The sequence below is a fragment of the Comamonas humi genome, assembly GCF_054782535.1.
The window spans coordinates 37,600-56,383 of record NZ_BAAGSH010000010.1 but is presented as its reverse complement, the minus strand read 5'-3'; the positions used below and the strand labels follow the sequence as shown (position 1 = coordinate 56,383).

Below are 18,784 nucleotides of genomic sequence, written 5' to 3'. Positions count from 1 at the left end.
AAGAATAGCTGCCAGCGCTTGCTGTGATACGGTTTTGCAATGAAAAAAGCTGGAAGTGCTCTGGGAATGAGCGCTGCCAGCTATCTTTTTTACAGGCGGGATCAGTCGTTGGGACGGAAGCCGATGTCCAACTCGGGCGGCACGCGGCCGTCGATGTCCTTGGGCAGGGTCTCGGTCTTCTGCAGCGCGCGCACCACGGCGTTGTCCCAGGCCGGGTTGCCGCTGGACTGCACGATGCGCGTGCCGACGATGGTGCCGTCCGGCGCGGTACGCACCCGCACCACAGCGCGCGGGTTGCCGGCGATGGAGTCGGGGAAGGTGATGTTGGGCTTGACCTTGGCCACCACCTTGCCGGCATAGCCGGCCGAAGGACCGCCGCTGCCCGCAGCCGAGCCGCCGGGCGAGCCGCCGCCGGCATGGCTGCCGCTGCCTGCACTGGCCGAGCCGGCCATGGCCTGCATGCGCGCCAGGTTGGCCTTGCGCTGGGCATCGGCCTCCTTGGCATCCGCGGCGGCCTTGGCCTTGGCGTCGGCAGCCGCCTTGGCCTTGGCTTGGGCCTCGGCCTGCTTGCGCTTGTCCTGCTCGGCCTTTTCCTTTTCCGCCTTTTCAGCCTTCTCCTTCTCGGCCTTTTCCTTCTGCAGGCGCTGCTGCTCGGCCTTTTCCTGCGCGGCTTTTTCCTTGGCGGCCTTTTCCTTGTCCGCCTTGGCTTTCTCGGCCTTGTCGGCCTTGTCCTGCTTCAGGCGTTCCTGCTTCTCGCGCTCGGCCTGTTCGGCCTTTTCACGGCGGTCGTCCTCGCGGCGCTCGCGTTCGGCCTGCTCGCGCTGTTCACGCTGCTTCTTCTCGCGCTCCTTCTTCTTCTGCAGCGCGATCTCGGCCTCGTGGTCGTCATCCGGCTGCACGGCCGCCTTCGGGGGCGGCGCAGGGGCCGGCGTGGGCGCGGGGGCTGGCGGAGGAGGGGGCGGTGGCGGCGGCTGGTGCACCGGCGGAGGCGGGGGCGGCGGTGTAGGCGCGGCCTGCTGCGGCGTGGGCGACCACAGCTCGGCCTCCACCGCGGGCTGGTCGGCGTCCCGCGGGTTGCGCACCGTCCACAGCAGGGCCATGACGGCCAGCAAATGGGCCAGCAGCGCGATGGCCCAGGACTTGAACCTGGACTTCGGTGCCGGCGGGGCGAACTGGTCGCGTTCTTGGCGAGGGGACATGGATATCTGGGGGCTACTTGGCGCTGCCGCCTGCTACGTTCAGGGCCACCCGCTTGACGTTGGCGCCCTGCAGCACGCCCATGGCCTCCATCACCTTCTGGTAGCTGAGGTCCTTGTCGGCGACGATGAGCACGGCGCTGTCCTCGGCGCCCAGGCCATCCTGCCAGGACTTGGCCTGCCGGCCCAGCTCCTGCAGCGAGATGGGCTGCTCGACGCTGCCCATCTTGAGGCTGAGGCTGCCGTCCTTCTTGATGAGCACGTGGGCCACGTTCTTGGTGGGCGGGCGCTCGCTCTTGCCGGCCTTGGGCACGTTGATGGCGCCGGGCGTGAGCATGGGCGCGGTCACCATGAAGATGATGAGCAGCACCAGCATCACGTCGATGAAGGGCACCATGTTGATTTCGTTGAAGCTGCGGCGCTTGCGGCTGCCGCGCGAGGCCGAGGATGGCATGTCTCGGCTCCTCAGTGGGCAGGATGGGCGTGCGCGGGGACCGGGTGGGCGCCCAGGTTGCGCTGCACGATGTTGGAGAACTCCTCGATGAAGGTCTCCTGCTGGCTGGCGATGCGGTCGATGCCGGCGGCGAAGCGGTTGTAGCCGGTCACCGCGGGAATGGCGGCGAACAGGCCCATGGCTGTGGCCACCAGTGCTTCGGCGATGCCAGGCGCCACGGTGGCGAGCGTGATCTGTTCCATGTTGGCAAACCCGGTGAAAGCGTGCATCACGCCCCAGACGGTGCCGAACAGGCCCACGTACGGAGCGACGGAGCCGATGGTGCCCAGCAGCGACAGGCCGCCCTCGATCTCGTCCATCTCGCGCTGGAAGCTGGCGCGCATGGCGCGGCGCGTGCCGTCGAGCAGGGTGTCGGGGTTGGTGATGCTGCGCTCGCGCAGCTTCTGGTATTCGCGCATGCCGCTGGCGAAGATGCGCTCGAGCGGGCCGCAGTGCTTGGCGTTGGCCGACGCGGCGGCAAACAGCTCGTTGAGGCTGGTGCCCGACCAGAAGTCCTGCTCGAACTCCTCGTTCTTGGACTTCACCGACTTGAGCATGCCCACCTTGCGCAGGATGGTGGCCCAGCAGGCCACCGAGGCGGCGACCAGAATCAGCATCACGAGCTGCACTACCCAGCTGGCATGCAGCACCAGGCTGAAGATCGACATGTCTTGGGAATTCATGGGAGCTTTTCTAGCAATGACGAGGGAATACGGGTGGGGCGCATCGTGTCGGCCTGGACCCAGCCGATGCGGATGGTGCCTTCGCTCAGCAATACGGCGGCGCCGCTTTGCGAGCCATCGGGCGAATGCTTTGATTTTAGGAGCGCTTGCTGATGTATTGTCAACGACGCCCGGCCTTTTTCTGTGAGCGTGGCGGTAACAATAAGTTCATCATCGAGCCGCGCCGATTGCAAATATCTGATGCGTGCCTCGGTCACCACGAAGATGCCGCCGCTTTGCTCGCGCAGCGACTGCTGCTCCACGCCCAGCGAGCGCAGCCATTCGGTGCGCGCGCGCTCGAAGAACTTGAGGTAGTTCGCGTAGAAGACGATGCCGCCGGCATCGGTGTCTTCCCAGTAGATGCGGATGGGGTGGCTGAAGGGCGCGGCCGTGGTCATGGGTCAGCCCAGCAGCTGTTGCAGCCGGTGGATCGATTCCTGCAGCTGCGCCATCGAGTTGGCGGTGGAAAAGCGCACGAAGCGGGCAGTCTCGGCGGTGCCGAAGTCGCGGCCCGGCGTGATGGCGATATGGGCCTTTTCCATCAGCGCATAGGCGAAGTCCCAGCTGCCCTGCACGCCCAGCCGCTCGGCGGCTTGCTGGCAGTCGGCCCAGGCGTAGAAGGCGCCGTCGGGGAACACCGGCACGTCGAGGCCGAGCTGCTGCAGCGCGGGGATGAAATAGTCGCGCCGGGCGCGGAACTCGGCGCGGCGGCGCTCGTACTCGGCGATGCTCTGGGGGGCGAAGCAGGCCAGCGCGGCAAGCTGCGACACGGTACTGGCGCAGATGAACAGGTTCTGCGCCAGGCGCTCGACCACCGGCACCAGCGCGTCGGGCACGACCATCCAGCCCAGGCGCCAGCCGGTCATGTTGAAGTACTTGCTGAAGCTGTTGATGCTGATGATCTGGTCGTCGATGGCCAGCGCCGTCTGGCCGTAGGCCTCGTCGTACGAGAGGCCGAGGTAGATCTCGTCGATCAGCGTGATGCCGTCATGGGCCTTCACCACCTCGTGGATGGCGCGCAGCTCCTGCGGGGCGATCGAGGTGCCCGTGGGGTTGGACGGCGAGGCCAGCAAAACGCCACGCGTTTTCTCGTTCCAGGCACTGCGCACCTTGTCGGCCGAGAGCTGGTAGCGCTCGGCCGCCGTGGTGGGCAGCAGCACGGCCCGGCCCTCGGCAGCGCTCACGAAGTGGCGGTTGCAGGGGTAGCTCGGGTCGGGCATCAGCATCTCGTCGCCCGGGTTGATGAGCGCCAGGCAGGCCAGCTGCAGTGCCGCCGATGCGCCAGCGGTAATGACGATGCGCCGCGCCGGCACCTGCACGCCGAAGCGCTCGGCGTACCACTGGCTCAGCGCCTCGCGCAGCGGGGCGATGCCCAGCGCCGGCGTGTACTGCGTGGCGCCGTCGTGGATGGCCTTGGCGGCCGCTTCCTGCACCAATGGCGGGGCGGTGAAATCCGGCTCGCCGATGTTCAGGAAGATCATCGGGTTGGCTGAGCCCGCCACCTGCGCGGACAGAGCCTGGGCCGCCTTGGCCACTTCCATCACGTAAAAAGGCTCGATCCGGTCCGCGCGTGTGGAGATTTTCATGGATTGCGTAATACCAGTGAGCGCAAAGCGCTATCAAAAACAGAGTATTTTCAAGCGGCGGGGGCCGGGTCGGCGGGGCCATCGCTGGCGGGGCCGCCATCGGCTGGGCGGCGGTCCGACTGCACCTCGACGCTGCGCAGCTTGGGCGCCAGGCCGTTGAGCACGGCGTTGACGTACTTGTAGCCATCGGTGCCGCCGAATTCCTTGGCCAGCTCGATGCTCTCGTTGATCACGACGCGCCAGGGGATGTCGAGGCAGTTCTGCATCTCGTAGGCACCGATCCACATGCACACATGCTCGATGGGTGAGATCTCGGCGAGCGGGCGGTCGAGCACCGGCACGATCAGCGCGTCCAGCTCGGCACCGGTGGCAATGCAGCCGTGCAGCAGCGCGTCGTAGTGCGCCGCGTCGGCCTTGTGGAAGCCGCTGAGATCGCGGGTGAACATGTCGATCGAGGTCGCGTCGTTGCCGCTGAGCAGGTGCTGGTACAGCGCCTGCAGCGCGAACTCGCGCGAGCGGCTGCGGGCCGACTTGGAGGCGGCCTTGCGCGCGCCGGTGGAGGTCAGGCCCTTGCGCGGCGGGCGCGAGGCGGGATTGGTGGATTCGGTCATGTGCTTGTAGTTATAGGTTTTCGAGCAGCAGGGCCATCTCGACGGCCACGGTGGCGGCGTCGCGCCCCTTGTCGGTCTGGCGGGCCACGGCCTGCTCGAGGTTCTCGGTGGTCAGGATGGCGTTGGCGATCGGGATCTGGCAGTCGAGGCCCACGCGCGTCACGGCGGCACCGGATTCGTTGGCCACCAGCTCGAAGTGGTAGGTCTCGCCGCGGATGATGCAGCCCAGCGCGACCAGCGCGTCGTACTCGTCGGACTCGGCCATGGCCTGCAGGGCCACCGCCACCTCCAGCGCGCCCGGCACCTTGACGAGGCGGATGTTGCCCGGCTGTACGCCCAGCGCCTGCAGCTCGGCCACGCAGGCCTCGGCCAGCGCGTTGGTGATGCTTTCGTTGAAGCGTGCCTGCACGATGCCGATGTGCAGGTCGGAGCCGTTCAGCGGGCCTGCGCTGCCTTGTTCTGCGTTTTGCATGGTTGTTTCATTCCTTGGGGATGTAGCCGGAGATTTCCAGGCCGTAGCCGGCCATGCTGGGCATGCGGCGAGGCTGGCCCATCAGGCGCATCTTGTGTACGCCGCAGTCGCGCAGGATCTGCGCGCCGATGCCATAGGTGCGCAGGTCCATGCGGCCGCGCTCTGGCGCCTGGGAGGCGCGGGCCTTGCCGTCGAACTGGCTGAGCAGCTGCTCGGCGCTTTCGCCGCAATTGAGCAGCACGGCCACGCCGCGGTTCTGCTCGTGCAGGTACTGCAGGCTGGCGTCCACGCTCCACGAGTGCATGGAGCGGGTGGATTCCAGCAGGTCCATCAGCGACAGCGGCTCGTGCACGCGCACGGGCACTTCGTCGTCCGGCTGCCAGGCGCCCTTGACCAGGGCCATGTGCACCGACTGCGTGGGCCGGTCGAGGTAGAGGTGGGCGGTGAATTCGCCGTGCGCCGTCTGCAGCGGGCGCGAGCTGACGCGCTCGACCAGCGACTCGTTGCGGCTGCGGTGCTCGATCAGGTCGGCGATGGTGCCGATCTTCAGCCCGTGCTCGGCGGCGAAGAGCTGCAGGTCGGGCAGGCGGGCCATGGTGCCGTCGTCCTTCATGATCTCGCAGATCACGGCCGAGGGCGAGCAGCCGGCCATGCCGGCCAGGTCGCAGCCGGCCTCGGTGTGGCCGGCGCGGATCAGCACGCCGCCATCGACGGCCTGCAGCGGGAAGATGTGGCCGGGCTGCACCAGGTCGGTGGGCTGGGCGTTGCGGGCGACAGCGGCCTGCACGGTGCGGGCGCGGTCGGCCGCCGAGATGCCAGTGGTCACGCCCGTGGCCGCCTCGATGGAGACGGTGAAGGCCGTGCTGTAGACGGTGCCGTTGCGCGCCGCCATCGGGGGCAGCCTCAGGTATTCGCAGCGCTCGCGCGTGAGCGTGAGGCAGATCAGGCCGCGGCCGAACTTGGCCATGAAGTTGATGGCCTCGGGCGTGACGTGGTCGGACGCGAGCACCAGGTCGCCTTCGTTCTCGCGGTCTTCTTCATCGACCAGGATGACCATGCGGCCAGCGCGCAATTCCGCCACGATGTCTTCCACGGGGGAGATCGGGACTGGCGACAATGAGGTGTTCATGGAGTGCCTTGGTTGGAGCGGGGAAGGCCGGGCCGGTTCGGGCCGGCTTTCTGGGAAAACCCTGAATTTTAGACCATCAGCGGTGCTCCAGCCGCCTGCGCAGCTCCAGCACTTCCTCCATCAGGTCCACGGTCATCGCGGCCAGTTGCGGATCGGCGTCGAACATGTGCTCGAGCTGCGCCACGCGGCGCGCCCGTACCACCGTGGTGCAGCTGAAGCGCCACTGCAGCGGCTGCGTCCCATCGTCGGGGCTGAAGATGCCTTCCGTCACGCGGGTCTGCACCCAGTCGGCATCGCGCTGGCAGGCGCGGGCCAGCGCCAGGGTGTCCAGCGCCGCTTCGTCCAGGAGTTCTATCGAGGCAAGCAAATGGTTCATGGTCAGGCTCCTGAAGCCGTGTTCTGGCGTGGGTTGTAGGCGGCAAAGGCCTGGGCGAAGGCCTGGTAGGCGGCACGACCGGCCTCGTCGGTGGCCGGCGGGGTGTGCAACTGCAGCTCCAGGTACAGGTCGCCCGGCGCGGCGGCCGGCAGGCCCTTGCCCTTGAGGCGCACCTTGCGCCCGGGCGACCAGCCGGCGGGGATGTTGACCTCGAAGGTGCCGGCCAGCGTGGCGACCTCCACGGCGCCGCCCAGCGCGGCCTCCCATGGGGCCACCGGCAGCGGTTGGTACACGTCCTTGCCCTCGGCGCGCCAGCGCGGGTCGGCGCGGAACTGTACTTCGAGCAGCAGGTCGCCCGCCTCGCCACCGGCAAAGCCCGGCCCGCCCTGGCCGGCCAGGCGGATCATCTGCCCAGCGCGCACGCCCTTGGGGATCTTCACCTGCAGGTGGCGTTCCTGCATCTGCAGCCCGCCCTGGGCATCGAAGCCCTGGACATGCAGCGTGAGCACGCGCTCCACGCCCTGGTAGCTGTCCTGCAGGTCGAGTTCGATGGCGGCGTGCTGGTCGTCGCCGCGCACCGGCGGCATGCGGCCGGGGCCTTCGCCGCGCTGGCCGCCAGCTTGGCGCGAGCGTGCGGCCTGGCTGAACATCTGCGAGAAGAACTCGCTGTAGTCGGCATCCGAGTCCATGCCGTGGCGGGTGAAGCCGGCGCCGCCGGGGTCGAAGCCTTCGCCCGGGCGCGGGCCCTGGGCGCCGGCGCGAAAGCCGCGCGGCGCCGCCAGCTCGGCGTCGTATTCGCTGCGCTTGTCCGTGTCGGACAGGACGTTGTTCGCCTCGTTGATCGCGGCCATGCGGGCCGAGGCATCCTTTTCCTTGCTGATGTCGGGATGGTATTTGCGCGCCAGCTTGCGGTAGGCCTTCTTGATGTCCTCCGCCGACGCCTGCTTGTCCACCCCCAGTATGTCGTAGTAGTTCTTGCTGTCCATGTGAGAGCTCCTGATAGGGTATCCAAGAAACGTGGTGCCTGCGGCCGCAACTTCAAGCCAGCATAGCGTGCATTGCCGCATCCATGGCACCGGTGGCATGGACAATTTGTCAGTGGGTTTCACCGCATGGTGGCCGCGGCGCGGGCTTGGTACGCTGGCCTGCCCGGGGGTGTGGTGCCAAAATAAGATGAAAATGGCCTCCATCCCTTGATGGTATTGCGCAAGAAGCTATAAAAATGAGAGTTTTTGAAACCCCGTTGAAAGGCCTGCTCGGCATGGTGCTGCTGGCAGCCTGCGCGGCGATGGCGCAGCCGGCGCCCGGGGCGGTGGACATGGCCGCCCGCGTGCAGGCCTGCACCGCCTGCCATGGCAAGGAGGGGCGCTCCACGCCCGACGGCTACTTTCCGCGGATCGCGGGCAAGCCGGCCCAGTACCTGTACAACCAGCTGCTGAACTTCCGCGACGGCCGGCGCCACTACCCGGCGATGAGCCATCTGCTGCAGTGGATGAGCGACGACTACCTGCGCGAGATCGCCCGGCACTTTGCGGCGCTGGACCTGCCCTATGCCCCGCCGCCGCAGGTGGCGGCCACGCCGCAGGTGATTGCGCAGGGGCGCGAGCTGGCGCTGCGGGGCGACGCCGCCCGCAACCTACCCGCCTGCGTGCAGTGCCACGGCGAGCAACTGACCGGCAATGCGTTTGGCGTGGCCGGCCTGGTGGGCTTGCCGCGCGACTATCTCAACAGCCAGCTTGGCGCCTGGCAGAACGGCCAGCGCCACGCCCAGGCACCCGACTGCATGGCCCAGGTGGTCGAGCGGATGACGGCCAGCGACATCGTCGCGGTGACGGCCTGGCTGGCCTCGCAACCCGTGCCGGCCGGGGCCCGGCCCGCCACCGAGGCACCGCGCGGCACCATCGCCTGCGCCGGCTGGCCGGATGGCGCCAAGGAGCAGCCATGAAGCGCTGGCTGGGCAGGCTCTTGGTGGCAGCGCTGGCCTTGCTGGCGTTGGTGGCGGCCGCGGTCTACGGGCTCAATGTGCGCGGCGAGGCCGAGGTCGCTCCCCGGTCGGCCTCCGATGCCGCGCCGTCGGCCGACCTGGTGGCCAAGGGCGCCTACATCGCCCGGCTGGGCAACTGCATGGGCTGCCACACGGCGGTCGGCGGGCCGGCCTACGCCGGTGGGCGCGGCGTGGAAACCCCCTTCGGCACGGTCTTCGCGCCCAACATCACGCCCGATGCGCAGCACGGCATCGGTGCCTGGAGCGCATCGGAATTCTGGCGGGCGCTGCACCATGGGCGCTCGCGCGACGGCCGCCTGCTGTACCCGGCGTTCCCGTACCCTGACTACACCCGTGTCGCGCGCGAGGATGCCGATGCGCTCTACGCCTACCTGCAGAGCCTGCCGGCTGTCTCGCAGGCCAACCGGCCGCACCAGCTGCGCTTTCCCTACGGCACCCAGGCGGCGCTGGCGGTGTGGCGGGCGCTGTATTTCCGGGCTGGCGAGGAGGTGGCCGCGGCGCCAACGGTGCTGGACGAGGGCGATGGGCCCGGCACCACCGAGCAGCTGCGCCAGCGCGGCGCCTACCTGGTGCACGGCCTGGGGCACTGCGCCGCCTGCCACACGCCGCGCAACGCGCTGGGCGGCAGCCGCGACGGGCAGCCGCTGGCCGGCGGCATCCTCGGCGGCCAGGCCTGGTATGCGCCGGCGTTGAACGACCCTTCGGAAGCCGGCATGCAGCACTGGCGGCCCGAGGACATTGCCATGCTGCTGCATGCGGGCGCCAGCCAGCACGCGGGCGTCTCCGGCCCGATGGCCGAGGTGGTGTTCGGCAGCACCCAGTACTGGAATGCGACGGACCTGCGGGCGGCGGCCATCTACCTGCAGAGCCTGCCCGTGGCCGAGGTGGCGCGGCAGCCGGCGCAGGAGCCGAGGAGGCAGGTCATGGAGCTGGGCCGCTCCGTCTATGCCGGGCATTGCGCCAGCTGCCATGGCGATGCGGGTGAGGGGCGCCCGCCCGGGTTCCCGCCGCTCGCGGGCAACCGGGCGGTGCTGCTGTCCCATGCCGGCAACGTGGTGCAGATGGTGCTGCGCGGCGGCTACCTGCCCTCGACGCTGGGCAACCCATACCCGCTGGGCATGCCGCCCTTCCAGCAAAGCCTGGGCCTGGAGGAGGTGGCGGCGGTGTCCACCTTCATCCGCAACAGCTGGGGCAACCAGGCGCCGGCGGTCGATGTGGTGCTGGTCGACCAAATACGCGAGAGGCGCTGACCCTTGGCGTTGGTGGTACAAACACGGCTTTGCTTTCGGGAAACGGTCCTTATGTCGGGAAATGCGGCGCCTTCATGGCTGGTGGTGTGCCTGTGCGCGCAGTGGTGCGACGTCTGCAAGCTGTACCAGCCGGCCTACGAGGCACTGGCGGCGCAGCTGCCGGGCGTGCGCTTCGCTTGGGTGGATGTCGAGGACGACGAGGAGGCGCTGGGCGAGCTGGACATCGAGACCTTCCCCACGCTGCTGATCGGGCAGGGCGACGGCGCCGTCTTCCTGGGGCCACTGCTGCCGCAGATCGGGGTGTTGCAGCGCATGGTGGAGAACTTCACCGGGCAGGCCGCCGATCCCCTGCCGGTCGGACACGAGGCGCATGCGTTGTTGGAGCGCGTCCATCGCCTTCTGGTAGAGCGTGGCTAGTTGCCAGCATGCTCGTTTGCCCTTATAATGGAGGGCATACGACCAGACGGGCGGTACCCACCGCCCGTTTTTTTTGGGTCTTGCATTTGGAGCTCGAAGCCGCCGCAAATGTGTTTGTGGGTGGCTGTCGAGTTTTTTGTATTGGCTTTTTGCATTGTGCAGGAGTGGCATCGCACGTGGCGCTTCAGGAAATCGTTGAGCAAACCGTGAGCGGACTGGGCTATGACCTGGTGGAGATCGAACGCTCCGCCGGCGGCCTGCTGCGCATCACCATCGACCTGCCGTGGAACCCGGATGCGGTGTTGCCCGAAGGCGCACCGGAACAGTTCGTGACGGTGGAGGATTGCGAGACGGTGACGCGGCAGCTGCAGTTCGCGCTGGAGGTCGACGGCGTCGACTACCGGCGCCTGGAAGTGTCGTCTCCCGGCATCGACCGCCCCTTGCGCCACGAGCAGGATTTCATCCGCTTCGCTGGCGAGGTGATCGACCTCACGCTGAAGCAGCCGATCGGCGCAGCCGCCGACGGCAGTGCGATCAACGCCAACCGCAAGAAATTCCGCGGCACGCTGGAGCGCACGGCCGAAGGCGGCTGGCAGATCGTCTGGAGCGACGAGCCGCCGGTCAAGCCCGGCCAGCGCGTGAGCAAGAAGCGCGTGCCCGCACCGCTGCAGAGCATGGGCTTCACCCTGGACGAGCTGCGCGAGGTGCGCCTGGCGCCGATCGTGAGCTTCAAGGGCCGCGGCGCACGCAATGCCAAGGCGCAGGAACAGTCGGAAGACTGATGAATGAATGCCGGAAGGCGCATGGGCTACGGGCGCCATGCCTTCCATCGAGATTGGAATAGGAGAGTCGTCGCATGAATCGCGAATTGTTGATGCTGGTGGATGCCATCGCCCGCGAAAAGAACGTGGAGCGCGATGTGGTCTTTGGCGCGGTGGAGTCCGCCCTGGCCCAGGCCACGAAGAAACTGTACGAAGGCGAAGTGGATGTGCGCGTGGCCATCGACCGCGATACCGGCGACTACGACACCTTCCGCCGCTGGCTGGTCGTGCCCGATGATGCCGGCCTGCAGAACCCCGATGCTGAAGAGATGCTGATGGACGCCGTGGAGCGCCAGGCCGGTGTCGAGGTGGGTGACTTCATCGAAGAACAGATCGAATCGCTGCCCATCGGCCGCATCGGCGCGATGGCTGCCAAGCAGGTCATCCTGCAGAAGATCCGCGACGCCGAGCGCGAGATGCTGCTCAACGAGTTCATGGCCCGTGGCGACAAGATCTTCACCGGTACCGTCAAGCGCATGGACAAGGGCGACCTGATCGTCGAGAGCGGCCGCGTCGAAGGCCGCCTCAAGCGCGGCGAGATGATCCCCAAGGAAAACCTGCGCAGCGGCGACCGCGTGCGCGCGATGATCATGGATGTGGACCTGACGCTGCGTGGCGCTCCCATCCTGCTGTCGCGCTCGGCGCCCGAGTTCATGGTCGAGCTGTTCCGCAACGAGGTGCCCGAGATCGAGCAGGGCCTGCTCGAGATCAAGAGCTGCGCCCGCGACCCCGGCAGCCGCGCCAAGATCGCCGTGCTGTCGCACGACAAGCGCATCGACCCAATCGGCACCTGCGTGGGTGTGCGCGGCTCGCGCGTCAACGTCGTGACCAACGAGCTGGCCGGCGAGCGCGTGGACATCGTGCTGTGGTCCGAAGACCCGGCGCAGTTCGTGATTGGCGCGCTGGCGCCGGCCAACGTTTCTTCCATCGTCGTGGACGAGGAAAAGCACGCCATGGACGTGGTGGTCGATGAGGAGAACCTCGCGATTGCCATCGGCCGCGGCGGCCAGAACGTGCGCCTGGCCTCGGACCTGACGGGCTGGAAGATCAACATCATGGACGCGGCGGAATCGGCACAGAAGCAGGCCGAGGAAACCGACACGGCACGCCGTTTGTTCATGGAGAAGCTGGATGTGGACGAGGAAATCGCCGACATCCTGATCGCCGAGGGCTTCGCCAGCCTGGAAGAAGTGGCCTATGTGCCGCTGCAGGAAATGCTCGAGATCGAGAGCTTCGACGAAGACACGGTGAACGAGCTGCGCTCGCGCGCCAAGGATGCGCTGCTGACGCTGGAGATTGCTCGCGAAGAAAGCGTAGGCCGGGTGTCGCAGGAGTTGCGCGACCTCGACGGCATGACGCCCGAGCTGATCACCAAGCTGGAAGAGGGTGGCATCCACACGCGTGATGACCTGGCCGATTTGGCCATTGACGAATTGACTGAACTGACCGGCCAGCCGGCTGATGAAGCGAAAGCCTTGATCTTGAAGGCACGTGAGCATTGGTTTGATGGACAGGCATAAAGGTCAGGAGGCACGGAACAAGATATGTCGAGCAATACAGTCGCTGAGTTCGCAACCGAACTGAAAAAATCGCCCGAGATGCTGCTGGAGCAGCTCAAGGCCGCCGGCGTGGTGAAAAATTCCGCATCCGACGCGCTGAACGAATCGGACAAGCACAAGCTGCTGTCGCACCTGCAGGCCGCGCACGGCTCTGCGGGCGCCGACCGCAAGAAGATCACGCTGACCAAGAAGTCCACCAGCGAAATCAAGCAGGCGGACGCCACGGGCAAGGCGCGCACCATCCAGGTGGAAGTGCGCAAGAAGCGCACCTTCGTCAAGCGCGACGACGTCGCTGACCAGTCGCCCGAGGAGGCCGCGGCGCATGCCGAAGCCGTCGAGCACGAGCAGCAGAACGCCGAACTGGCCAAGCGCGAGGAAGAAGCGCGCCGCCAGGCCGAGATGATCGGCCGCCAAGAGGAAGACCTGGCCCGTTCCCGCCAGGAGCGCGAAGAGCGCGAGCGCAAGGAGCGCGAGGCCGAGGAGCGTGCCGCTGCCTACATCGCCAAGGAAGAAGAGCGCAAGGCGCGCGAAGTGGCCGAGCAGAAAGAGGCTTCGCGCCAGCATGCCCTGGAAACGGCCGAGCGCGCTGCCGCGCAGGCCGATGCCAAGGCCAAGGCCGATGAGGAATCCAAGGCCCGTGCGGCCGAGGAGTCTGCGCGCGCCGCCGATCTGGACGAACGCCGCCGCAAGGCCCTGGCCGAGGCCGAGGCCATCCGCGCGATGATGAATGCGCCCAAGAAGGTGCTGGTGGCCAAGAAGCCCGAGGAAAAGCCCAAGGCGGCCGATCCCAAGAAGGGCACGCTGCACAAGCCGGCCACCACGGCTGCTGCCGGTGCTGCCAAGACGGGCGGCGCAGGCGCGCCCGGCGGCAACAAGGAGGTCAAGTCGGCCAAGCTGTCGTCGAGCTGGAGCAACAACAACGGCGGCGGCGACGGCAACAAGCGCAAGGAAATCAAGACCCGCGGCGACACCGGTGCCGGTGGCCGCGGCGGCAACAACTGGCGTTCCGGCCCGCGTGGCCGCCGTGGCAACGACCGCCACCACGACCAGCACCAGCAGGCCGCGCCGGTCGAGGCACGCGTGCTCGACGTGCATGTGCCCGAGACCATCACCGTGTCCGAGCTGGCGCACAAGATGTCGATCAAGGCGTCCGAGGTCATCAAGTCGCTGATGAAGATGGGCCAGATGGTCACCATCAACCAGCCGCTGGACCAGGACACCGCGATGATCGTGGTCGAGGAAATGGGCCACAAGGCCCACATTGCGGCGCTGGACGATCCGGAAGCCTTCACCGACGACGAAATGCTGCAGTCGGATGCCGAGGCGCTGTCCCGCGCACCGGTGGTCACCGTCATGGGCCACGTGGACCACGGCAAGACCTCGCTGCTGGACTACATCCGCCGCTCCAAGGTGGCGTCGGGCGAAGCCGGCGGCATCACGCAGCACATCGGCGCCTACCACGTCGAGACGCCGCGCGGCATCGTCACCTTCCTGGACACCCCGGGCCACGAGGCCTTCACGGCCATGCGTGCCCGCGGCGCCCAGGCGACCGACATCGTCATCCTGGTGGTGGCGGCGGACGACGGCGTGATGCCCCAGACCAAGGAAGCCGTCAAGCACGCCAAGGCGGCTGGCGTTCCTATCGTCGTGGCCATCACCAAGTCCGACAAGCCCGATGCCAACCCCGAACGCGTGAAGCAGGAGCTGGTGGTCGAGCAGGTGGTGCCCGAGGAATACGGCGGCGAATCCCCGTTCGTGGCCGTGTCGTCCAAGACCGGCATGGGCATCGACGACCTGCTCGAGCAGGTGCTGCTGCAGGCCGAAGTGCTGGAGCTGAAGGCTCCGGTGGACGCCAACGCCAAGGGTATCGTGATCGAAGCCCAGCTGGACAAGGGCCGCGGCTCGGTGGCCACGGTGCTGGTGCAGTCCGGTACGCTGAAGGTCGGCGACGTGGTGCTGGCAGGCCAGACCTACGGCCGCGTGCGTGCCATGCTCGACGAGAACGGCAAGACGGCGAAGGAAGCCGGCCCGTCGATCCCGGTCGAGATCCAGGGTCTGTCCGACGTGCCGCAGGCCGGCGACGACTTCATGGTGCTGCCCGACGAGCGCCGTGCCCGCGAAATCGCGACCTACCGCGCCGGCAAGTTCCGCAACACCAAGCTAGCCAAGCAGCAGGCTGCGAAGCTGGAGAACATGTTCGCCGAAATGGGCTCGGGCAACGTGCAGACGCTGCCGATCATCATCAAGGCCGACGTGCAGGGCTCGCAGGAAGCGCTGGGCGCCTCGCTGCTCAAGCTGTCGACCGACGAGGTCAAGGTGCAGCTGGTCTACTCCGGCGTGGGTGGTATCTCGGAATCCGACGTCAACCTGGCGATCGCTTCCAAGGCCATCGTCATCGGCTTCAACGTGCGTGCGGATGCGCAGGCACGCAAGACGGCCGAGTCCAACGATGTCGATATCCGCTACTACAACATCATCTACGACGCCGTGGATGAGGTGAAGGCGGCCATGTCCGGCATGCTGGCGCCCGAGCAGAAGGAAGAGATCATCGGTATGGCCGAGATCCGCACCGTGTTCGTGGCTTCGAAGATCGGCACCGTGGCCGGCTCGTACATCACGCAGGGCCATGTCACGCGCAACGCGCATTTCCGCCTGCTGCGCGACAACGTGGTCATCTACACCGGCGAGATCGAATCGCTGCGCCGTATCAAGGACGACGTCAAGGAAGTCAAGGAAGGCTTCGAGTGCGGTATCAAGCTCAAGAACTACAACGACATCCGCGAAGGCGATATGCTCGAAGTGTTCGAGATCAAGGAAATCGCCCGTACCTTGTAAAACCATAGCGGCTGGCGCTTACCCTGCAAGGGTTTTGGATAGAAAGATATCTGAAGCCCAAGCAGAATGAGCGCCGGCAGCTCCTATTTCTGATAATGCCAAAACGCAAAGCCGCTGCACCGAACCGCAGCTTCAAGGTGTCCGACCAGATCCAGCGCGATCTGTCGGAGCTGATCGCGCGCGAGTTGAAGGACCCGCGCGTGGGCATGGTCACGCTGCAGGCCGTCGAGGTCACGCCCGACTACGCCCACGCCAAGGTCTTCTTCAGCGTGCTGGTCGGCGACCCCGATGCCACGCAGGAGGCACTGAACCAGGCGGCCGGCTTCCTGCGCAACGGCCTGTTCAAGCGCCTGCACATCCACACCGTGCCCACGCTGCACTTCGTCTACGACCGCACCACCGAGCGTGCGGCCGACATGAACGCCCTGATCGCCAAGGCCGTGGCCTCGCGCGGCCCCGAAGAATAAGCCTATGAACGCGCCACGCACCAGGGTGCAACGGCGCCCTGTGCATGGGGTGCTGCTGCTCGACAAGCCGATAGGCCTTTCCAGCAACGATGCGTTGCAGAAGGTCAAGTGGCTGCTGCGCGCCGAAAAAGCCGGCCACACCGGCACGCTCGACCCGCTGGCCACCGGCGTGTTGCCGCTGTGCTTCGGCGCCGCCACCAAGTTCAGCCAGCTGCAGCTTGACGCGCCCAAGACCTACGAGGCCATCGCCCAGCTGGGCGTGACCACGACCACCGGCGACGCCGAGGGCGAGGTGCTGGAGCGCCGCGCCGTCGATGCCGCCGCGCTGACGCCCGAATTGCTCGATGCCGTGGCCGCGCGCTTCACCGGCGAGATCTCGCAGGTGCCGCCGATGTACAGCGCGCTCAAGAAGGACGGCAAGGCCCTCTATGAGTACGCCCGCGCCGGCCAGACGGTGGAGCGCGAGGCGCGCCAGGTCACGATCTTTCAGCTGAATCTGGCTTTGGATCAATCAGACCCAGCGCAAGCAGCTATCAAAATAATAGTTCAGTGCAGCAAGGGCACCTATGTGCGCACGCTGGCCGAAGACATCGGCGCGGCGCTGGGCGTGGGCGCGCACCTGACCAGCTTGCGCCGCACCGCAACCGGCGGCATCGGCCTGGCGCGCTGCGTCACGCTGGCCCAGCTCGAAGCCACGCCCGAGGCCGAACGCCTGCAGCACGTGCTGCCGGTGGACAGCCTGCTGGCCGCGCACACGGCTGTCACGCTCGACAGCGATAATGCGGCGCGGTTCCTGTCGGGCCTGCGCCGCCGCGGCGACTGGGCGGATGCCGAGGCCGTGGCCGTCTATGGCGACGAGCCCCGCGCGCTGCTGGGCGTGGCGCACATCCGGGCGCGCGAACTCATCCCCGACCGCTTGCTGAGCCCCATCGAAATTCAACAAATCTTGGAAGCAACGCCGCATCCACAAGCCAGCGGCATTTTGGAAACCCTATGAGCAAACAAATCCGCAACATCGCCATCATCGCGCACGTCGACCATGGCAAGACCACCATGGTGGACCAGCTGCTGCGCCAGTCGGGCACCTTCGCCGAGCACGAGAAAGTCGTGGACACGGTGATGGACAACAACGCCATCGAACGCGAGCGCGGCATCACCATCCTGGCCAAGAACTGCGCCGTCAGCTGGCAGGGTACGCACATCAACATCCTCGACACGCCCGGCCACGCGGACTTCGGCGGCGAGGTGGAGCGCGCGCTGTCCATGGTGGACGGCGTGGTGCTGCTGATCGACGCGCAGGAAGGCCCCATGCCCCAGACGCGCTTCGTGACCAAGAAGGCCCTGGCCCTGGGCCTCAAGCCCATCGTCGTGGTCAACAAGGTGGACAAGCCCGGTGCCCGTCCCGACTACGTGATCAACGCCGCGTTCGACCTGTTCGACAAGCTCGGCGCCACCGACGAGCAGCTCGACTTCCCCGTGGTCTATGCCTCGGGCATCAACGGCTGGTCGTCCAAGGAAGAGGGCGCGCCCGGCGAGCAGTGGGGCCCCGACATGTCGGCCCTGTTCGAGACCATCCTCGAGCACGTGCCCTCCGTGGAAGGCGATGACGCCGCACCGCTGCAGATGCAGGTTTCCGCGCTCGACTACTCCACCTTCGTGGGCCGTATCGGCGTGGGCCGCATCACCCAGGGCACGCTGAAGGCAGGCCAGAACGTGATGGTCATGGCCGGCCTGGACGGCAAGGGCTACACCGGCCGGATCAACCAGATCCACAAGTTCCAGGGCATCGACCGCGTGCAGGTGACCGAGGCCGGCCCGTCGGACATCGTGCTGATCAACGGCATCGAGAACATCGGCATCGGCGAGACCGTGACCGACCCGGTCAATCCCCAGCCCATGCCCATGCTGAAGATCGACGAGCCCACGCTGACGATGAACTTCTGCGTGAACAACTCGCCGCTGGCCGGCCGCGAAGGCAAGTTCGTCACCAGCCGCCAGATCTGGGACCGCCTGCAGAAGGAGCTGCGCTCCAACGTGGCGCTGCGCGTCAAGGAAACCGATGAGGACGGCATCTTCGAAGTGTCGGGCCGCGGTGAACTGCACCTGACCATCCTGCTGGAAGAAATGCGCCGCGAAGGCTACGAGCTGGCCGTCTCCAAGCCGCGCGTGGTGTACCGCGACGTGGACGGCGTGCGCCACGAGCCCATCGAAATGGTGACCGCCGACATCGAAGAAGGCCACCAGGGCGGCGTGATGCAGGCCCTCGGCGAGCGCAAGGGCGAGCTGGTGAACATGGAGCCGGACGGCCGTGGCCGCGTGCGCCTGGAATACCGCATCCCGGCGCGTGGCCTGATCGGCTTCACCAACGAATTCCTGAACCTGACCCGTGGTTCCGGCCTGATCTCCAACATCTTCGACAGCTACGAAGCCCACAAGGGCGAAATCGGCGGCCGCAAGAACGGCGTGCTGATCTCGATGGACGACGGCGAGATCTTCACCTACGCGCTGGGCAAGCTGGACGACCGCGGCCGCATGTTCGTGAAGGCCAACGACCCGGTGTACGAAGGCATGATCATCGGCATCCACAGCCGCGACAACGACCTGGTGGTGAACGCCACCCGCACCAAGCAGCTGACGAACTTCCGCGTCTCCGGCAAGGAAGACGCAGTCAAGATCACGCCGCCCATCGAGCTGTCGCTGGAATACGGCGTGGAGTTCATCGAGGACGACGAACTGCTGGAAATCACCCCCAACAGCCTGCGTGTGCGCAAGCGCTTCCTGAAGGAACACGACCGCAAGCGCGCCGCGCGCGAAGGCGCATGATGGCCCAGGCCTGATCCCGCAA

At 66.9% G+C, this 18,784-nt stretch carries 19 protein-coding genes; 9 read left to right on the top strand and 10 right to left on the bottom strand.

Features of this window, described 5'->3' with window-relative positions; all coding sequences use genetic code 11:
- Nucleotides 1–101 precede the first annotated feature (101 nt).
- From tolA to ACYVKR_RS12925, 10 genes are all read right to left on the bottom strand, one after another.
- Nucleotides 102–1,199 (bottom strand): energy transducer TonB, encoded by a 1,098-nt coding sequence (gene tolA, locus ACYVKR_RS12970; protein ID WP_460481328.1) that lies wholly within the window; start codon nt 1,197–1,199, stop codon nt 102–104.
- Between the two features lie 13 nt (nt 1,200–1,212).
- A complete protein-coding gene (locus ACYVKR_RS12965; protein ID WP_460481327.1) occupies nt 1,213–1,650 on the bottom strand; it encodes an ExbD/TolR family protein in 438 nt (145 codons plus the stop codon).
- 11 nt (nt 1,651–1,661) lie between these two features.
- The gene (tolQ, locus tag ACYVKR_RS12960) at nt 1,662–2,372 is read right to left on the bottom strand and encodes a protein TolQ (protein ID WP_460481326.1); all 711 of its coding nucleotides are present in this window, start codon (nt 2,370–2,372) and stop codon (nt 1,662–1,664) included.
- The gene (locus tag ACYVKR_RS12955; protein ID WP_460481325.1) at nt 2,369–2,809 is read right to left on the bottom strand and encodes a tol-pal system-associated acyl-CoA thioesterase; all 441 of its coding nucleotides are present in this window, start codon (nt 2,807–2,809) and stop codon (nt 2,369–2,371) included. Before ACYVKR_RS12955 ends, tolQ begins: the two co-directional genes overlap by 4 nt.
- A 3-nt stretch (nt 2,810–2,812) precedes the next feature.
- On the bottom strand, nt 2,813–3,997 hold the full coding sequence (locus tag ACYVKR_RS12950) for a pyridoxal phosphate-dependent aminotransferase (protein ID WP_460481324.1): 1,185 nt from the start codon (nt 3,995–3,997) through the stop codon (nt 2,813–2,815).
- Nucleotides 3,998–4,047: 50 nt separating this feature from the next.
- Nucleotides 4,048–4,608, bottom strand: coding sequence for a transcription antitermination protein NusB (nusB, locus tag ACYVKR_RS12945; RefSeq protein ID WP_460481323.1), 561 nt, complete (start codon nt 4,606–4,608; stop codon nt 4,048–4,050).
- Between the two features lie 10 nt (nt 4,609–4,618).
- Nucleotides 4,619–5,080 (bottom strand): 6,7-dimethyl-8-ribityllumazine synthase, encoded by a 462-nt coding sequence (gene ribH, locus ACYVKR_RS12940; RefSeq protein WP_460481322.1) that lies wholly within the window; start codon nt 5,078–5,080, stop codon nt 4,619–4,621.
- Nucleotides 5,081–5,087: 7 nt separating this feature from the next.
- Complete coding sequence (gene ribBA / locus ACYVKR_RS12935) at nt 5,088–6,209, bottom strand: bifunctional 3,4-dihydroxy-2-butanone-4-phosphate synthase/GTP cyclohydrolase II (protein WP_460481321.1); 1,122 nt, start codon at nt 6,207–6,209, stop codon at nt 5,088–5,090.
- Nucleotides 6,210–6,285: 76 nt separating this feature from the next.
- Nucleotides 6,286–6,585: a MerR family transcriptional regulator gene (locus tag ACYVKR_RS12930; protein WP_460481320.1), complete on the bottom strand. Its 300-nt coding sequence runs from the start codon at nt 6,583–6,585 to the stop codon at nt 6,286–6,288.
- 2 nt (nt 6,586–6,587) lie between these two features.
- Nucleotides 6,588–7,571: a J domain-containing protein gene (locus ACYVKR_RS12925; protein WP_460481319.1), complete on the bottom strand. Its 984-nt coding sequence runs from the start codon at nt 7,569–7,571 to the stop codon at nt 6,588–6,590.
- 236 nt (nt 7,572–7,807) lie between these two features.
- Here ACYVKR_RS12925 and ACYVKR_RS12920 point away from each other — a divergent pair, with 236 nt between their 5' ends.
- The 9 genes from ACYVKR_RS12920 to typA all read left to right on the top strand — a co-directional run bounded on the left by ACYVKR_RS12920 (nt 7,808) and on the right by typA (nt 18,762).
- Nucleotides 7,808–8,530: a c-type cytochrome gene (locus tag ACYVKR_RS12920; protein WP_460481318.1), complete on the top strand. Its 723-nt coding sequence runs from the start codon at nt 7,808–7,810 to the stop codon at nt 8,528–8,530.
- Entirely contained in the window at nt 8,527–9,840 is a 1,314-nt protein-coding gene (locus ACYVKR_RS12915) for a c-type cytochrome (RefSeq protein ID WP_460481317.1), read from the top strand. Before ACYVKR_RS12920 ends, ACYVKR_RS12915 begins: the two co-directional genes overlap by 4 nt.
- Nucleotides 9,841–9,891: 51 nt before the next feature.
- On the top strand, nt 9,892–10,257 hold the full coding sequence (locus ACYVKR_RS12910) for a thioredoxin family protein (protein ID WP_460481316.1): 366 nt from the start codon (nt 9,892–9,894) through the stop codon (nt 10,255–10,257).
- Nucleotides 10,258–10,433: 176 nt separating this feature from the next.
- A complete protein-coding gene (gene rimP / locus ACYVKR_RS12905; RefSeq protein WP_460481315.1) occupies nt 10,434–11,039 on the top strand; it encodes a ribosome maturation factor RimP in 606 nt (201 codons plus the stop codon).
- A 74-nt stretch (nt 11,040–11,113) separates the two neighbouring features.
- Nucleotides 11,114–12,598 carry a transcription termination/antitermination protein NusA gene (gene nusA / locus ACYVKR_RS12900; protein WP_460481314.1) on the top strand — a complete coding sequence of 495 codons (1,485 nt, stop codon included), beginning with the start codon at nt 11,114–11,116 and terminating at the stop codon, nt 12,596–12,598.
- 24 nt (nt 12,599–12,622) lie between these two features.
- The gene (gene infB / locus ACYVKR_RS12895) at nt 12,623–15,472 is read left to right on the top strand and encodes a translation initiation factor IF-2 (protein WP_460481313.1); all 2,850 of its coding nucleotides are present in this window, start codon (nt 12,623–12,625) and stop codon (nt 15,470–15,472) included.
- 95 nt (nt 15,473–15,567) lie between these two features.
- A complete protein-coding gene (rbfA, locus tag ACYVKR_RS12890; RefSeq protein ID WP_460481312.1) occupies nt 15,568–15,939 on the top strand; it encodes a ribosome-binding factor A in 372 nt (123 codons plus the stop codon).
- 4 nt (nt 15,940–15,943) lie between these two features.
- Nucleotides 15,944–16,936, top strand: a complete 993-nt coding sequence (truB, locus tag ACYVKR_RS12885) for a tRNA pseudouridine(55) synthase TruB (RefSeq protein WP_460481311.1) — start codon at nt 15,944–15,946, stop codon at nt 16,934–16,936.
- Nucleotides 16,933–18,762 carry a GTP-binding protein TypA/BipA gene (typA, locus tag ACYVKR_RS12880; protein ID WP_460481310.1) on the top strand — a complete coding sequence of 610 codons (1,830 nt, stop codon included), beginning with the start codon at nt 16,933–16,935 and terminating at the stop codon, nt 18,760–18,762. Before truB ends, typA begins: the two co-directional genes overlap by 4 nt.
- Nucleotides 18,763–18,784 lie beyond the last annotated feature (22 nt).

Bases quoted from the DNA above. Each gene is read 5' to 3' on its own strand.
- tolA (WP_460481328.1), bottom strand. From the start codon at position 1,199: ATGTCCCCTCGCCAAGAACGCGACCAGTTCGCCCCGCCGGCACCGAAG.
- ACYVKR_RS12965 (WP_460481327.1), bottom strand. From the start codon at position 1,650: ATGCCATCCTCGGCCTCGCGCGGCAGCCGCAAGCGCCGCAGCTTCAAC.
- tolQ (WP_460481326.1), bottom strand. From the start codon at position 2,372: ATGAATTCCCAAGACATGTCGATCTTCAGCCTGGTGCTGCATGCCAGC.
- ACYVKR_RS12955 (WP_460481325.1), bottom strand. From the start codon at position 2,809: ATGACCACGGCCGCGCCCTTCAGCCACCCCATCCGCATCTACTGGGAA.
- ACYVKR_RS12950 (WP_460481324.1), bottom strand. From the start codon at position 3,997: ATGAAAATCTCCACACGCGCGGACCGGATCGAGCCTTTTTACGTGATG.
- nusB (WP_460481323.1), bottom strand. From the start codon at position 4,608: ATGACCGAATCCACCAATCCCGCCTCGCGCCCGCCGCGCAAGGGCCTG.
- ribH (WP_460481322.1), bottom strand. From the start codon at position 5,080: ATGCAAAACGCAGAACAAGGCAGCGCAGGCCCGCTGAACGGCTCCGAC.
- ribBA (WP_460481321.1), bottom strand. From the start codon at position 6,209: ATGAACACCTCATTGTCGCCAGTCCCGATCTCCCCCGTGGAAGACATC.
- ACYVKR_RS12930 (WP_460481320.1), bottom strand. From the start codon at position 6,585: ATGAACCATTTGCTTGCCTCGATAGAACTCCTGGACGAAGCGGCGCTG.
- ACYVKR_RS12925 (WP_460481319.1), bottom strand. From the start codon at position 7,571: ATGGACAGCAAGAACTACTACGACATACTGGGGGTGGACAAGCAGGCG.
- ACYVKR_RS12920 (WP_460481318.1), top strand. From the start codon at position 7,808: ATGAGAGTTTTTGAAACCCCGTTGAAAGGCCTGCTCGGCATGGTGCTG.
- ACYVKR_RS12915 (WP_460481317.1), top strand. From the start codon at position 8,527: ATGAAGCGCTGGCTGGGCAGGCTCTTGGTGGCAGCGCTGGCCTTGCTG.
- ACYVKR_RS12910 (WP_460481316.1), top strand. From the start codon at position 9,892: ATGTCGGGAAATGCGGCGCCTTCATGGCTGGTGGTGTGCCTGTGCGCG.
- nusA (WP_460481314.1), top strand. From the start codon at position 11,114: ATGAATCGCGAATTGTTGATGCTGGTGGATGCCATCGCCCGCGAAAAG.
- infB (WP_460481313.1), top strand. From the start codon at position 12,623: ATGTCGAGCAATACAGTCGCTGAGTTCGCAACCGAACTGAAAAAATCG.
- rbfA (WP_460481312.1), top strand. From the start codon at position 15,568: ATGCCAAAACGCAAAGCCGCTGCACCGAACCGCAGCTTCAAGGTGTCC.
- truB (WP_460481311.1), top strand. From the start codon at position 15,944: ATGAACGCGCCACGCACCAGGGTGCAACGGCGCCCTGTGCATGGGGTG.
- typA (WP_460481310.1), top strand. From the start codon at position 16,933: ATGAGCAAACAAATCCGCAACATCGCCATCATCGCGCACGTCGACCAT.